Source organism: Maribacter vaceletii (assembly GCF_003634105.1).
In the GTDB taxonomy this organism is placed as follows: Bacteria; Bacteroidota; Bacteroidia; order Flavobacteriales; family Flavobacteriaceae; genus Maribacter_B; species Maribacter_B vaceletii.
The window spans coordinates 192489-206802 of sequence record NZ_RBIQ01000009.1 but is presented as its reverse complement, the minus strand read 5'-3'; the positions used below and the strand labels follow the sequence as shown (position 1 = coordinate 206802).

15 protein-coding genes are annotated in these 14314 nt (G+C 31.4%); 8 read left to right on the top strand and 7 right to left on the bottom strand.

Features of this window, described 5'->3' with window-relative positions; genetic code table 11:
- Window positions 1-2: 2 nt before the first annotated feature.
- A complete protein-coding gene (locus CLV91_RS11760) occupies window positions 3-995 on the bottom strand; it encodes a TRAP transporter substrate-binding protein (RefSeq protein WP_211333220.1) in 993 nt (330 codons plus the stop codon).
- A gap of 126 nt (window positions 996-1121) precedes the next feature.
- Here CLV91_RS11760 and mazG point away from each other — a divergent pair, with 126 nt between their 5' ends.
- The 5 genes from mazG (at window position 1122) to CLV91_RS11735 (ending at window position 5827) form a co-directional block, all read left to right on the top strand.
- Complete coding sequence (gene mazG, locus CLV91_RS11755; RefSeq protein WP_121068184.1) at window positions 1122-1895, top strand: nucleoside triphosphate pyrophosphohydrolase; 774 nt, start codon at window positions 1122-1124, stop codon at window positions 1893-1895.
- A 66-nt stretch (window positions 1896-1961) separates the two neighbouring features.
- Complete coding sequence (locus CLV91_RS11750; RefSeq protein WP_121068182.1) at window positions 1962-3338, top strand: MATE family efflux transporter; 1377 nt, start codon at window positions 1962-1964, stop codon at window positions 3336-3338.
- Window positions 3339-3369: 31 nt separating this feature from the next.
- Complete coding sequence (locus CLV91_RS11745; RefSeq protein WP_121068180.1) at window positions 3370-3597, top strand: hypothetical protein; 228 nt, start codon at window positions 3370-3372, stop codon at window positions 3595-3597.
- A gap of 5 nt (window positions 3598-3602) precedes the next feature.
- On the top strand, window positions 3603-4172 hold the full coding sequence (locus CLV91_RS11740) for a phosphatase PAP2 family protein (protein ID WP_121068178.1): 570 nt from the start codon (window positions 3603-3605) through the stop codon (window positions 4170-4172).
- The gene (locus CLV91_RS11735) at window positions 4169-5827 is read left to right on the top strand and encodes an ArnT family glycosyltransferase (protein ID WP_121068176.1); all 1659 of its coding nucleotides are present in this window, start codon (window positions 4169-4171) and stop codon (window positions 5825-5827) included. The genes CLV91_RS11740 and CLV91_RS11735 overlap by 4 nt, the downstream gene beginning before the upstream one ends.
- On the opposite strand, the gene CLV91_RS11730 is transcribed toward CLV91_RS11735, so the two are convergent.
- From CLV91_RS11730 to CLV91_RS11715, 4 genes are all read right to left on the bottom strand, one after another.
- A complete protein-coding gene (locus tag CLV91_RS11730) occupies window positions 5824-6693 on the bottom strand; it encodes a lysylphosphatidylglycerol synthase transmembrane domain-containing protein (RefSeq protein ID WP_121068174.1) in 870 nt (289 codons plus the stop codon). The genes CLV91_RS11735 and CLV91_RS11730 overlap by 4 nt on opposite strands.
- A complete protein-coding gene (locus CLV91_RS11725; protein ID WP_121068172.1) occupies window positions 6677-7636 on the bottom strand; it encodes a glycosyltransferase family 2 protein in 960 nt (319 codons plus the stop codon). Before CLV91_RS11725 ends, CLV91_RS11730 begins: the two co-directional genes overlap by 17 nt.
- A 78-nt stretch (window positions 7637-7714) precedes the next feature.
- The gene (locus tag CLV91_RS11720; protein ID WP_121068170.1) at window positions 7715-8272 is read right to left on the bottom strand and encodes a DUF2911 domain-containing protein; all 558 of its coding nucleotides are present in this window, start codon (window positions 8270-8272) and stop codon (window positions 7715-7717) included.
- A gap of 22 nt (window positions 8273-8294) precedes the next feature.
- Complete coding sequence (locus tag CLV91_RS11715; protein WP_121068168.1) at window positions 8295-9203, bottom strand: aldose epimerase family protein; 909 nt, start codon at window positions 9201-9203, stop codon at window positions 8295-8297.
- A 109-nt stretch (window positions 9204-9312) separates the two neighbouring features.
- On the opposite strand from CLV91_RS11715, the gene CLV91_RS11710 reads away from it, so the two are divergent.
- The 3 genes from CLV91_RS11710 to CLV91_RS11700 are packed head-to-tail and all read left to right on the top strand — an operon-like array spanning window position 9313 to window position 11792.
- A complete protein-coding gene (locus CLV91_RS11710; protein WP_121068166.1) occupies window positions 9313-9855 on the top strand; it encodes an RNA polymerase sigma factor in 543 nt (180 codons plus the stop codon).
- Complete coding sequence (locus CLV91_RS11705) at window positions 9839-10408, top strand: hypothetical protein (protein WP_121068164.1); 570 nt, start codon at window positions 9839-9841, stop codon at window positions 10406-10408. Before CLV91_RS11710 ends, CLV91_RS11705 begins: the two co-directional genes overlap by 17 nt.
- Complete coding sequence (locus CLV91_RS11700) at window positions 10392-11792, top strand: hypothetical protein (RefSeq protein ID WP_121068161.1); 1401 nt, start codon at window positions 10392-10394, stop codon at window positions 11790-11792. The genes CLV91_RS11705 and CLV91_RS11700 overlap by 17 nt, the downstream gene beginning before the upstream one ends.
- A 2-nt stretch (window positions 11793-11794) precedes the next feature.
- On the opposite strand, the gene CLV91_RS11695 is transcribed toward CLV91_RS11700, so the two are convergent.
- The gene (locus CLV91_RS11695) at window positions 11795-12982 is read right to left on the bottom strand and encodes a Gfo/Idh/MocA family protein (protein ID WP_121068159.1); all 1188 of its coding nucleotides are present in this window, start codon (window positions 12980-12982) and stop codon (window positions 11795-11797) included.
- Between the two features lie 3 nt (window positions 12983-12985).
- Entirely contained in the window at window positions 12986-14314 is a 1329-nt protein-coding gene (locus tag CLV91_RS11690) for a Gfo/Idh/MocA family oxidoreductase (protein WP_121068157.1), read from the bottom strand.

The window sequence follows — 14314 nt, the reverse complement described above, 5'->3', positions numbered from 1 at the left end:
GGTTAGTTTCTATCGGCTAATATTTGATGGTATACCTTTTGCATTTCTGGAGATAAACTATTGTATATGGCATCTTTACATTTTTCATTAAAAGCGTCTTTATCAACAGTAACAAAAGTCATCCCTTTGTCTTTAAGTTCTTGTTGTACTTTTTTCTCATTTTCAATAAATAACTCGTGCTCGTAAATTTGCATGTCTGCAGCACATTCTAAAAATATCTTTTTTAAATCATCAGGAAATTTTTGAAATTGTTTCTCTCCAATAACAGGATACGTCCAGCTTACAACATGAGAAGTTACATTAAGGTATTCTTGGACTTCAGAAAAACCTGCTGCTTTTATTAGTGCATATGGGTTTTCTTGCGCTTCTATAGTGCCCTGTTGTAAGGATGTAAAAACTTCTGAAAAAGCCATTGGCGTTGGTTTTGCACCTAGAGCACTCCAAGCTGTTACAAAAGAAGGCACATTTGGTACACGAACTATTAACCCTTTTAAGTCATCAGGATGTTTTATAGGTCTATTTGCTGTTAAATGTCTTGGTCCACGTTGAAAATAACCTAGTGTTCTTAATCCAGTTGTGTTTAGCATTTCAGCTTCCATACGTTTGCCAATGGGGCCATTAATAAGGTTTTTCATGTCTACAGAATCTCTAAGAAGAAAGGGTAGTTCACAAAAGGCCATTACATCTATCCAGTTATTTAAGATAGAACCAGTAACTGTCATGTCTATAACTTCAGTCTGAATCATTCGAATAGCTTCAATTTCTTTAGCTATTTGCTCAGAGGAGTAGTTTTCTAAAATTATCCTTCCTTTAGAGCGTTCTTCTAAAATTTCTGAAAAATATTCAAACGCTTTAAACCATGTATGTTGATCATTTACGAGATGGCTAGACCGTAATAAGAATTCAGGTTCCTTTTTAGAACTACATTGAGTTAGTAATAAACATAAGAGAGTATATTTAAAAATGTTAAAAAAGTAAAGGATAATTTTTTTCAAAACGTTTTTTTAAAGTGAATGCTAATAATTTGGTTAAAAATGTAAAGAATACACTTAATTGCTAAAAATAATAGATTTTTCTTGACATAGCAAGAAAATAGGACTTTGTATCTTAGCAAAATGAAAATGAACTCTAGAGAAACACAATTAAAAGCATTTGATAGGTTGTTAACTATAATGGACGAGCTTAGAGAGCAATGCCCATGGGATAAAAAACAAACTATGGAGACTCTAAGGCATCTTACTATAGAAGAAACTTATGAATTGGGAGATGCTATTCTAGAGAATAATTTAGTTGATGTAAAAAAAGAGCTTGGAGATTTACTTTTACATATAGTTTTTTATGCAAAGATTGGTTCTGAAACGAATACTTTTGACATTGGTGATGTAGCAAATGAGATTTGTGAAAAACTAATCCATAGGCACCCACATATTTATGGAGACGTAAAAGTGGAGAATGAAGAAGAAGTGAAACAAAACTGGGAGAAGTTAAAACTTAAAGAAGGTAAAAAAAGTGTTCTAGAAGGTGTTCCTAAAGGATTACCTGCATTAGTAAAAGCAAGTAGAATACAAGATAAAGTTGCGGGAGTTGGTTTTGATTGGGAAGAGCCACAACAGGTATTTGAAAAGGTTAAAGAAGAATTAGCAGAGTTGCAGGAAGAAATAGAGGCAGGCGATACAGATAAAATAGAAGCTGAGTTTGGAGATGTTTTGTTTTCTATGATTAACTATGCACGTTTTTTAAAAGTTAACCCAGAAAATGCATTAGAGAGAACCAATAAAAAGTTTATAGGACGCTTTCAGTATTTAGAGAAAAAGGCCAAAGTATTAGGGAAGTCTTTAGAAGATATGACTCTTGCCGAAATGGATATTTTTTGGGAAGAGGCAAAAGGGCTATAATTTTTAATTTAAAGGCATTTAACCCTATAGTAAATCTTATCTTTACAGCTTTAAATTAGTAAAGTTTTGTTTAAAGAGTACACCAAAGAATTCCGTTACAATATTAAGCTTTCTGTACCTGTAATTATGGGTATGTTGGGGCATACATTTGTACAATTAGCAGATAATATAATGGTAGGGCAATTAGGTACTGCAGAACTTGCAGCAGTGTCTTTAGGAAATAGTTTTGTTTTTATTGCAATGTCTCTTGGAATTGGTTTTTCTACAGCAATTACACCACTTGTTGCCGAAGCAGATGGGGCAGGAGAGAAGAAAAATGCTAAAAGTGCGCTTAAACACGGTTTGTTCTTATGCACAATTTTAGGAATTACTCTATTTGGAGTAGTTTTTTTGGCGAAACCTCTAATGTACTCCATGAAACAATCAGATGAGGTAGTAGCACTTGCTATGCCATATTTAAACTTGGTTGCTTTTTCTTTAATTCCGTTAGTTATTTTTCAGGCATTTAAACAGTTTTCCGACGGTTTGTCGCAAACAAAATACCCAATGTACGCAACTATAATTGGGAATGTTATTAATATTATTCTTAATTACCTTCTTATTTTTGGAACTTTTGGTTTTCCTAAAATGGGAATAGTAGGAGCGGCAATAGGAACTTTAGTTTCTAGAGTTATTATGATTGTTTATATATGGTTTTTACTAAAAAGTAAAGAAAAGTTTAGAGGATACGTTACGAACTTTAATTTTAGGGTTATAGAAAAGAAAGTTATTAAAAAAATGATATCTCTTGGCTTTCCTTCTGCGTTACAAATGTTTTTTGAAGTTGCCATATTTACAGCTGCAATATGGTTAAGTGGCGTTTTGGGTAAAAATGCACAAGCAGCTAACCAAATAGCATTAAATTTAAGTAGTATGACTTTTATGTTTGGAATGGGGTTAGGGGTTGCAGCAATGATACGTGTAGGAAATCAAAAAGGATTGCAAAATTTTAAAGAATTAAGAAGAATTGGGCAATCTATATTCTTTCTTACATTATTATTGGAAATTGTATTTGCTATTTTGTTTTTGGTATGCAGAAATTGGTTTCCAACTTTATATTTAGATTTAGATGATGCTTTTAATTTAGCGGATAATACAGAAGTTGTTGCTCTGGCGGCAAAACTATTATTAGTAGCAGCTTTTTTTCAAATATCAGACGGCGTACAAGTTGTAGTTTTAGGTGCCTTAAGAGGGTTGCAAGATGTAAAAATTCCAACCTTAATTACCTTTGTTGCTTATTGGATTATTGGTTTTCCTGTATCATTTTATCTAGGGTTATACACAAGCTTTAAAAGTACTGGAATATGGATAGGGTTACTTACAGGTTTAACTGCTTCTGGTATTATGTTGTATATTAGATTTAATTATTTAACCAAAAAATTAATAAGCACTTCAGAGGCTTAGAAAAGAATCAATTTTTATAAAATAGTTACCAATGGAGTTTCCAAAATTTTTATTAGGAGATAATACAGATTATCCTACAGCAATTTTTGTTGTGCATACAGAGTACCCTAGATTCATTATTAATTTAGAGGATGATGAGGTAGAATGGTTAGAAGAGTTTACACAAGAAGACCAAAAAGAACTGGAAGCAGAAGCTGAGTCTTTAATTGAGGAAGCTTCCAAGTTTTATGATAGAGAAGTTTCTAGATACGAAGAATAATAACTATGCTAGAGGAACTAGTACAATTAGATAAAACACTTTTTTTGCAACTAAATAATTTAGGAACTCCTATTTGGGATTCTTTTTGGCTATTTATTACTAATAAAGTTAATTCTATTCCTCTATATGTAATATTACTTTTTGTGTCTTATAAACAATTAGGACTTAAAAAAACACTTCTTTTATTAGTTACAGTAGGTATTATGATTGGTGTAACGGATCAGCTAGCCAATTTTTTTAAATATGGTGTGCAGCGCTTAAGACCTTGTCATGATACAGAAGTTAATTCACTTATGAGACTTGTAAAGAGTTATTGTGGCGGTAAATATGGTTACTTTTCTGCCCATGCTGCTAATTCATTTGCCGTAGCTATTTTTTTTACTAATTTATTGAGGTCTAAGATTAAGTATATAGCTGTTTTTCTTCTAATTTGGGCTGCTATGGTAGCTTATAGTAGAGTTTATATTGGAGTACATTTTCCATTAGATATACTAACAGGTACTGGTATAGGTTTATTTTTAGGTTGGTTATTTACAAAGTTATATATATTTGCACTTCAGAAATTTCCTATATGATATCTAACAAAAGATATTGGTTTTTTATGCTTCTAATTATTCTAGTATATGTTACTGGAATGTTTGTTACTCTCTTTGAGAACGATTCTGCTCAATTTGCTGTTATGGCAATGCGAATGGTGCAAGAGAACGATTTTCTTAACTTGTTTAAAGGCCCCAATGAGTATTTAGATAAACCTCATATGCACTATTGGTTAGCTGCTTTATCCTTTAAAATATTTGGTTTGCACGATTGGGCCTATAGAATTCCAGGAATACTTTCTTCTTTACTAGGAGCTTACAGTTGTTATGGTTTAGGAAAACTATTATATAATAAGTCTACAGGGAAATTGGCAGCATTAATTTTTATGACGGCGCAAACAATTTTCTTGTCTAATATAGATGTTAGGACTGATGCTGTTTTAACTGGGTTTACCATTTTTGCTATTTGGAAACTCACAGAATATATTGAAACAAAATCTATTTTGGCAATTTGTCTGGGATCAGTTGGAGCAGCTATTGCTTTTTCAACTAAGGGGCAAATAGCTATTTTGGTTTTAGGCTTACCGTTAGTATGCCATATGGCGTATTCTAAAAATTTTAAAGCACTTTTAAACTGGAGAGTGCTTATAGCCTTAGTTGTTTTTGGGATATGTATAGCACCAATGTTATATGCTTATTACCATCAGTTTGATTTGCATCCAGAAAAAGTAATTCGAGGTAAAGACCATAGAAGCGGTATCTTTTTTATTTTTTGGGAGCAAAGTTTTGAACGTTTAAGTGGCGATGGAATTGGAAAAAATAGTAGTGATTATTTTTTCTTTTTTCATACATTCTTATGGGTGTTTTTGCCTTGGACAGTTATAGGACTAGTTGCGTATTGGAATAAGGTAAAAGAGTTTGTTCGGAATAAATTTAATAGACAACCAAATCAGGAGTTTTTAACCTTAGGAGGAATTACTATAATCTTTTTAATTATAAGTTTTGCGCAATTTAAACTACCACATTATTTAAACGTAACCATGCCTTTATTTGCAGTTCTTACAGCTGCATATCTGGTGAATTTAAATAAATTGAAAAAAGCTAAGGCCATAAAAATAATTTTAGGAGTACAGTATTTTATATTAGGAATTGTTTTTATAGCATCTAGTTTATTTTGCTTTTTTGTTTTTAAAGATAAACCAATTTATGTGTGTATTGGATTACTAATTATAGCTGGTATTATTTTATACTATTGTTTAAAAAGAGAGGCGTATTATTATAGAATAATTAGTATTGCAGTTGGTAGTGCTTTGCTATTAAATTTTGTATTAAACACCCATTTTTATCCAAGCCTATTAGAATATCAAGGAGGTTCTTCTATGGCTCAAAAAATAGAAAAGCATAATATTCCTACGGATAATATTTATAAAATATCCTCTAAGTTTTCTTGGTCTTTAGATTTTTATAATCAAAAACCTGTAAACATAACGACAATTAAGGAATTAAAAAACAAGCATAATTATTGGGTGTATTGTACTGATGCTGATTTGATAAAAATAAAAGAATCTGGGTTAAGTTGGGGTAAGCAGTTAACAGTAGATCAATTTAGAATAACTAGACTTCAAGCTAAGTTTTTAAACCCTGCAACTCGTAAAAAAGTGCTTAATAAAATGCATCTAATTCATGTGTATTAATCTTTTTTTTCTAAGATTGGTTTTTTAAAATGATAAAATATTCCAAAAAGAGAAACAAAAGCGGTAACTAAGAAAAAGAGCATACTTACACTAATAGATACAGTTTCGTTTAAATTTAAAAGAGTTGCGCCGTAAAAAAAAGTAACCTCTCTACTTCCAATCCCGCCAATAGTAAGAGGAATAACTGAGACTATAGAAGAGATTAAAAAAATTAATAAATACCCTAGAATATCTGTATTAATACCTAGAGCTTTTAATAAAAGTAATATACTTGCTAGTTGCGCTATTTGTACCAATGCAGAAAACATAAAAGAGGTCCAGAAAATTGGTAAAGTATACCTAAAGAACTTTTTATTTAAAAACCAAAAGGTAATAATACTTAAAAAGATTGCTAAAATAAAAAGTAGTTTAAAATCCTGAAGCCAATCTATTTGTACAAAAAGGGCAAGTATACATGCGTAGATAAACAAAAGTAATAAACCACTTAAACGGTCTAATACTAAAACAGATACAACTTTTTTGGTTGCGACCTTAAACTTTTTCTTAATTACATAGCCTTTGTATGCATCGCCACCAATTCCTCCCGGTAAAAATAAATTATAAAACATGCCTAGTAGGTATAATTTTAAATTACTTTTTTCGGATAAACTTATATTTATTTGATGAAAATAAAGGTTAAGCCTAATAGAAGCTATTACTTTAGATAAAACAAATAAAAGCACAGCAACAGCAACATATAAAAGGTTTACTTTCTTTAATACAGTACCTATTTCTTTGCTATCTATTTTTGTGAAAATAAAATAGATTAGAATGGCACTTATACTAATTTTAAGCGCAGTAAGTAAGTGTTTAGGAGGCTTTGTCACCTACAAATATTTTTTTAATCCTATAAGGGCGTTTATTTTGAGATTCGTAATAGGTACGAATAAGAAGCTCCATAACAATACCAATAGTAAATAATTGTATACCAGCAAAAATAAACATCATACCAGCTGTTAGTAAAGGTCTACTACCAATATCTTCTCCAAGCCCAAATTTCACTATAAGTAAATAGGCGTTAATTCCTAATCCTGCAAATATTAAAAGAGCACCTATAATACCAAATAAGTGAATAGGTCTTTGAAAGTATTTACGTATAAAAAGTAGTAAAGCCATATCTGCAACCACCTTAAAAACACGTTCTAAACCATATTTAGAAACTCCAGCATTTCTGGCATGGTGTTTTACAGGAACTTGTTTTATTTGTGCACCTTCTAGGTAAGCTAATAAGGTAATAAATCGGTGCATTTCGCCGTATAAATTAAGTTCCTTAGCAATATCTTTGCTAAATACTTTTAGAGCACAACCATTATCCTTTATATCTAATTTGGTAACTCGTCTAACTAAAAAGTTAGCAATTTTAGAAGGTATTTTTTTTACTAAAGAATCTTTTCTTTTTTGTCTTATACCAGTAATAAGGTCAAACTCTCCAGAAACTGCATAACCTAACATTTGTGGAATATCGCTAGGATCATTTTGTAAATCGCCATCCATAGTAATAATAAATTCCCCTTCTGCATAATCTAAACCAGCTGCAAGTGCTAAACTTTGACCGTAATTCTTTTTTAATTCTATAAAATGAATCGTGTCATCTTGCATGTCTTTTACAACCTTTCTTGTTTTATCTGTAGAAAAATCATCTACATAAATAATTTGGTAGGTATAACCAACCAAGCTTTCATGTATTTTTTGAGTTAATAAAACAACATTATCTTCCTCATTATATAAGGGGACAACAATAGATAATAAAGAAGAAGTTACAGGCTCCATTTATTTAATTTAAAATCGGGGCAAAGTTATGTTTTTTATTGCAAGTGAGCTTAACAATTTTGTAATGAAAATTTAGTGTTAATTAATAGGAATATTTACTCTAGTAGTGTCCCAAGCAAGAAATAAGGCAAGTTCATTAGAATCATCAAAATCTATAGTAAATTTTTCAATTACTTTTGTAAGCTTTTCGGTGGGTACAGTTATGTTTACCACATCATTTTCTGGGTTTCGGGTGGTTTCTTTTCCGCCACTTAAAATGGTAACACCCCATTCTGGAACTTCACTATTAAAGATTATATTCCATTGTTCTTTATTTGGTATAGTCCATAAAGAATAAATACCAGCGGGTAAGTTTTTGTCTACAATTTTAATGTCTGTTTCTGTTATAAAAGAAGTTGGTTCATTTGCACCGGTACGCCATACGTGGTTATAAGGAATTAATTCTCCAAATAATATTCTTCCTTTTTTGGACGGACTTGAATATATGACTTTTAAGTCTTTATTATTTTTATGATAGTTGGCAGTCTGTTCTGGACTATGTTTTTTTGTTTGCTTTTGCATGTATGGCATTGCAACAAATTTCATAAGTAATATAATACCAATAAATACTATTAAAATCCATTTTAACTTTTTCATAATCAATATTTTAAAAGGTGTTCTAAAGTACTAAATCAAACTTAAAGATAGCAATGTTATGGTATTTTTCTCCTGGTTTTAAAACACTACTTGGGAAATGTTTTTGGTTTGGTGCATCAGGATAGTTTTGCGTTTCAAAACAAATAGCAGGAAAACCACCTGGTGTGTACACTACTACTGCTGGCTGGTTAGTGTATACTTTCATACCAATTCCTGTTTTTTTAGAGCTTACCTCTGCTGCTTTATCACTACTTAAATCTATCGCAAAAGGAGTATCTAACCTTGTGCTTCCAATTCTACGTTGTTTAACAAAATCATACTCACTTCCTCGAACAGATTTAGAAGCACCTGTTGGAATTAACTGCTCTGTAGTTTCTAGCATTTCAGGACAATTAAGTTGTAGTTCATAATCATCTATAAACGTTTCATTATCTAACCTAAAATAAGAATGATTAGTTAAGTTTACTACAGTTGTACGGTCTGTAGTTGCCTCATGAATAACATGTAATGCATTACCTACTAGTTTGTATGTTACTGTAGCTGTTAGGTTTCCTGGATAACCTTCTTCTAAATGTTTGCTATGGTATTGTAGTTTAACAAATGGGTCTTCTTTATAATTAACTTCAGTAATTTTCCAATGTTGTTTACTAAAATTATTTTTTCCCCCATGTAAGTGAACACCGTTATTAGAATGTAAATGAAATTGTTCTCTGTCTAACTCAAACCCTCCATTAGAAATTCTTCCAGCATATCTGCCAACACAAGCTCCAAGAAAAAACTCATCTTTTAAGTATTTACTAGGATAATCATAACCAACAACAACATTTGTAGACTCTCCATTTTTATCTTTTACTAATATTTTTTGTATAACTGCGCCATAGTCTAATACAATTAATGTGATAAAACTATTATTAATGGTAACTTGTTTCAAAAGGACAAAATTTTAAAAATCGATATAAAAATAATCGTTTTCTGCAACATCGATATAATTCTTTCGTCCTTAGTTTAACAATGCAACCAAAAAAGACAGAAACTGGCCAATGTTTCAAATAGATGTAGTAGAACAGTGTAAGCAGAATAACCGTAAAGCTCAGGTAAAATTGTATAGGCAATATTGCGATGGCATGTATTGTGTTGCTATGCGTTTTGTGAAAAATGAAGATGATGCAGAAGATGTTTTACAAGAATCGTTTATTAAAGCTTTTCAAAAAATAGAGCAATTTAAGGGAGAAGTAACGTTTGGTGCATGGTTAAAGAGAATAGTAATAAATAAGAGTATAGATTTTTTAAAAAAGAAACAAGAAAAATTAGTTGCTCTAGACGAAAGCTATATGCATATTGTAGAAGATGAAGATTGGAGTGTTGCTCCAGAATATACAATTAATGATGTATGCAAAGCAATAGATCAGTTGCCAGAAAATTATAAATATGTTGTAATGATGTTTTTGATAGAAGGTTATGATCATCTAGAAATATCAGAAGTTTTAAATATTACGCATAGTACCTGTAGAACAAGGTTGTTACGAGGGAAAGGATATTTAAAAGAAATTTTAAAAGGAAAAGATTATGAAACAGGATCTTAGAGAATTATTTAAAAAAGAACAACAAGCACATAAGCCCAAATTAAAAGATGGTCATGAAGAACGTTTTTTAAAGCGGTTAGATAATGACGTTTTTAAAGAGAAAAAGAAAAGTTATAGCCTGCTAAAAATTGCAGCTACAATTTTAATACTTATAACTGCAGGTGTTTTTGGGTATAAAGAATATAACCAACAGGAAACAATAGAGACAATTGTAGTTACTAAACCCCGAGTTAATAAAGAGCCAATTTCTTTGGGAGACCTTTCTCCGGATTTAAAAAAGGTTGAAGATTATTATACAGCAACAATAAACGTATCACTATCTAATTTACCTGTTTCTGATAAAAATAAAATACTTGTAGATAGTTATATGGAGCAGCTTACAAAGTTAAATTCTGAATATGAAATTTTAACTAAAGAATTAAATGAATCTGGACCTAATGACCATACTATTACTGCATTAATTAAAAATTTGCAACTAAGATTGCAGTTGTTGCAAAAGCTTAAAAAGAAATTAGATCAATTAAAAACGGAAGAAAATGACCAAATTATATAAAACAAAATTTTTATTATTCATTGTAGTATTGTTTGTATTTGTATGCAGTGGACAAAATAATAGTAAGGTGTATAAAGAGACATTTAAAGTTGCAGATAGTGCTATTTTAGAGATAAATACAAGTTATGCAGATATAGAGTTTGATACATGGGACAAGAATGAAGTTTCTATAGAAGCAACAGTTATTTTGGAAGGAGCTACAGAGGAAGATGCAGCTATCTATTTCAAGAATGATCCTATACAAATACTAGGAAGTAGTAAAAGAATAGTAATAACATCTAATAACAAAGGCCCTTCCACATTTAGTAATGGCCATTTTAATGTAGACGATTTTAGTTTTAATATGCCAGAGGTTAATGCTATGGAGCATATTGTTGTTGAGATCCCTGAACTACCCGAAATGCCCGAATTGCCAGAGCTTCCAGAGATGCCACCATTGCCTTCTGTTTCTGCGTTTAAATTTGATTACAAAGCATATGAAGAAGAAGGAGAAGCTTATTTAAAAAAATGGCAGAAAGATTTTGATAAAAATTTTGACAAGGATTATCAAAAAAAAATAGAAGCTTGGAGTGAAAAAATGGAAGCTAAGATGCAAAAAGCAGAAATTAAGAGAGAACAAGCGCACCAAGAAATGGAAATGGCACATAAGGAAAAAGAGCGTGCTCATAAACAAAGAGAATATGCAGAAATTGAAGCTCATAAGGTAGAAGAGGAACATAAAAATAACAGAGTTAAAAAAAGAACTGTATTTATATCTAGAGGTGGTAAGACAAAAAACTTTACAATTAAGAAGAAACTCAAGATTATGTTACCAAAATCTACTAAAATGAACCTAAATATTAGGCATGGTGAGGTTAAACTTGCCCAACAAACATTTAATTTAAAAGCAACTTTATCGCATTCTAATTTATCTGGGAACATTATAGAGGGAAATAATACAATGGTAAATGCATCATACTCTCCAGTGGCTATTCAAAAATGGAATTATGGAAGTTTAAAGGCAGATTATTCTGATTATATAACCTTAGACGAAGTGTTGTTTTTAAATCTTAACACAACTTCCTCAGATGTAACAATAAATAAAATATTAAAAAAAGTAGTTATTAATAATAAGTTTGGGCCGCTTAAAATTAATTATGTAGATAATGGTTTTAAAGATATAAGTATAACTATGCAAAATGCAGAGCTGGAGTGTAATTTACCAAATTCGGCATGTAATGTAGACGGTCTTATGTACGCTTCGGAACTTACTTATCCAGAAAGTGTACATGTAAAAAAAGACTGTAGTTCTAATACTACGATGATAACTGGCTATCATAAAAACAACTCCTCTAAAAAAAATATTTCTATAGATACTAAATTTAGCGAAGTTGTTTTAAAATAGTTTTAGCTTATTTTAGAAGGCCATTTTACAATACTTTCTGTATGCATAGCTTCTAATCCCATTTGTACTGCAATAGCGGTATTGGCTCCAGTAGTTATATTAGATATAGGAGAAGAGTTTAGGGTTATACTATCTTTAAAATCTTGTAAAGCTTGTTTGCTAGGATTTTGGTGTTCTACTTTTATTGGGTAGCCTTTGTTTTTATCAAAAGTTACTGTAGCTCCTGCAACACCATCTACCGTTCCAATTTTTTTATTTTTTGTCCCTTCAGGATAAAACCAAGCATTTCTAGTTCCCATTATAATGGTGCCTTTGTCACCTTTTACTATTATCTGGTAACCATCTTTGGCATTACTTGTTAAGCAAGTAAATTTGGCTTTTATGCCATTAGGATACTCGTACATTAAATTTACATTATCATAGGTTTCTCTACCATCTTTCCAATAGTCTATACCGCCAATACCCATTACTTTATTTGGAGTAGCATCTAATACCCAATTCACAAAATCTATTTGATGTGAGCATAATTCTGCAACTAAGCCACCAGAAAACTCTCTGTACATTCTCCAGTTTATAACTTTTTCTAGCTCAGGTTTTGGCACAGGTCTTCTCCAATTTCCGTTTCTATTCCATTGGCAATCAAAAGAAGTGATTTTCCCTACTTTACCATTTTTAATTAAATCTACAACATGTGTATAAAGTCTAGAACTGTGGTATTGGTGTCCTGTTTGAAAAATTTTATTAGAGTTTTTTGTTTTTTGTATTAGATGTTGAATACCATCTAAGCCTTTTGCCATAGTTTTTTCACAATACACATGTTTGCCTGCATCTAAAGCGTCTAAAGCAATTTTAGAGTGCGTGTTAAATGGGGTAGAAATTAAAACAGCATCAATATCTGGGTTGTCTAATAATTTTCTATAGTCAGCATATCCTTTTGCTTTTTTTGGAGCTTTACTTAACCCATTTTCTAACCTAAAAGGTAATGTATCACAACATGCTACAACCTTAAAATTATCAATTTCATTTATTAAAGGAATTAATCCGCTACCGCGATCTCCAGTACCTATAATTCCTATAGTAAGTTTGTTTGCGGCATTTGTAAAATTAAGTGTGTTAGCTAAAGCAGTTGTAGAAGAAGCTACAGCTACAGAGGCTATACTTCCTTTTATCACAAAATCTCTTCTTTTCATATATTATAGTTTAGGTTCCCAACCAGCAGCATATTCTCTTTTCCAGTTTTCCATAGCTTTAGCATTGTTGGTTACTTTTCCTGTTACGGTATCAATTTTCAAAGTTTCTCCTGCATCTTGTGCCATATTTCCTAAGTGACAGAGCATGGTAGAAATACTCGCATCTTTAATGTCAGAGTGCAGGCTTTTATCTTCTCGAATAGCATCAAAGAAATTACCAACATGAGAAACGTCTAAACTACCATCACCTCTAGTGTTGGTAGTTAAACTTTTATTTTCTTCCTTTTCCGTTTTTATAAGGGAACCATCTAAGGCAAATAAATTGTAGGCATTTCTACTTAAAGTAATAGATCCTTTACTACCATAAATTGTTGCACCTCTTCCTGGTTGTTTAGGTTGTATTTTACCTCTACTATGCCCTGTCCAGGTTAAAAATTTATCGTCTTTAAATTTATAGGTGACTTGTTGGTTATCTACAAATTCCCAATCATCTTTATACGTGTATTTCCCTCCAAAAGAAGTTACACTTTCTGGTAAATCTACTCCTAAAGCCCAACGGCAAATATCAATTTCATGGGTTCCGTTATTATGTATTTCTCCTGTTCCCCAGTTATGAAACCAATGCCAGTTATATGGGTGAATATTGTCTTTGTATTCTTTTCTCGGTGCTGGTCCTTGCCATAATTCCCAATCTAATGTTTTTGGAACATCTACAACGTTTCCAACACCAATAGAACCTCTGTTGTTAGAGTAATAGGCTTCTCCTTTATAAACATCACCAATAATACCTTCTCTTATTTCTTTTACCGCTAGTATAGAAGTCTTTGCAGAACGTTGTTGGTTGCCCATTTGCACTTTTTTGCCGTACTTTTTTTGTGCAGCTACCAGAAGGTCATTTTCATAAGGGTTATGGCTACATGGTTTTTCTACATAAACATGTTTTCCTGCTTGTAATGCCATTATTGCCATTGGTGCATGCCAGTGTTCTGGTGTAGCAATAAATACGGCATCAACCTTTTTGTCTTCTAGTACTTTTCTAAAATCCTTTTCTACTTTTGGTACATATCCAATGTTTTCTTTACACCATATATTATGTTCTTCTATAATAGTGTCATCTACATCACAATTATATAGGATTTTTGCATTTTTATCTTTGTTTATTGCTACAATATGAGATTTAGCTCTACTGCGTACACCAATTATTGCACAATTAACACGGTCATTTGCTCCAAGAATACCTCCATAACTAGAACTAGGTAAAACCAATCCACTTAAAGTTACTGCTGCTGTTCCTGCAGTAGTTTTTTTTATAAAATTTCTTCTAGAGTTCAT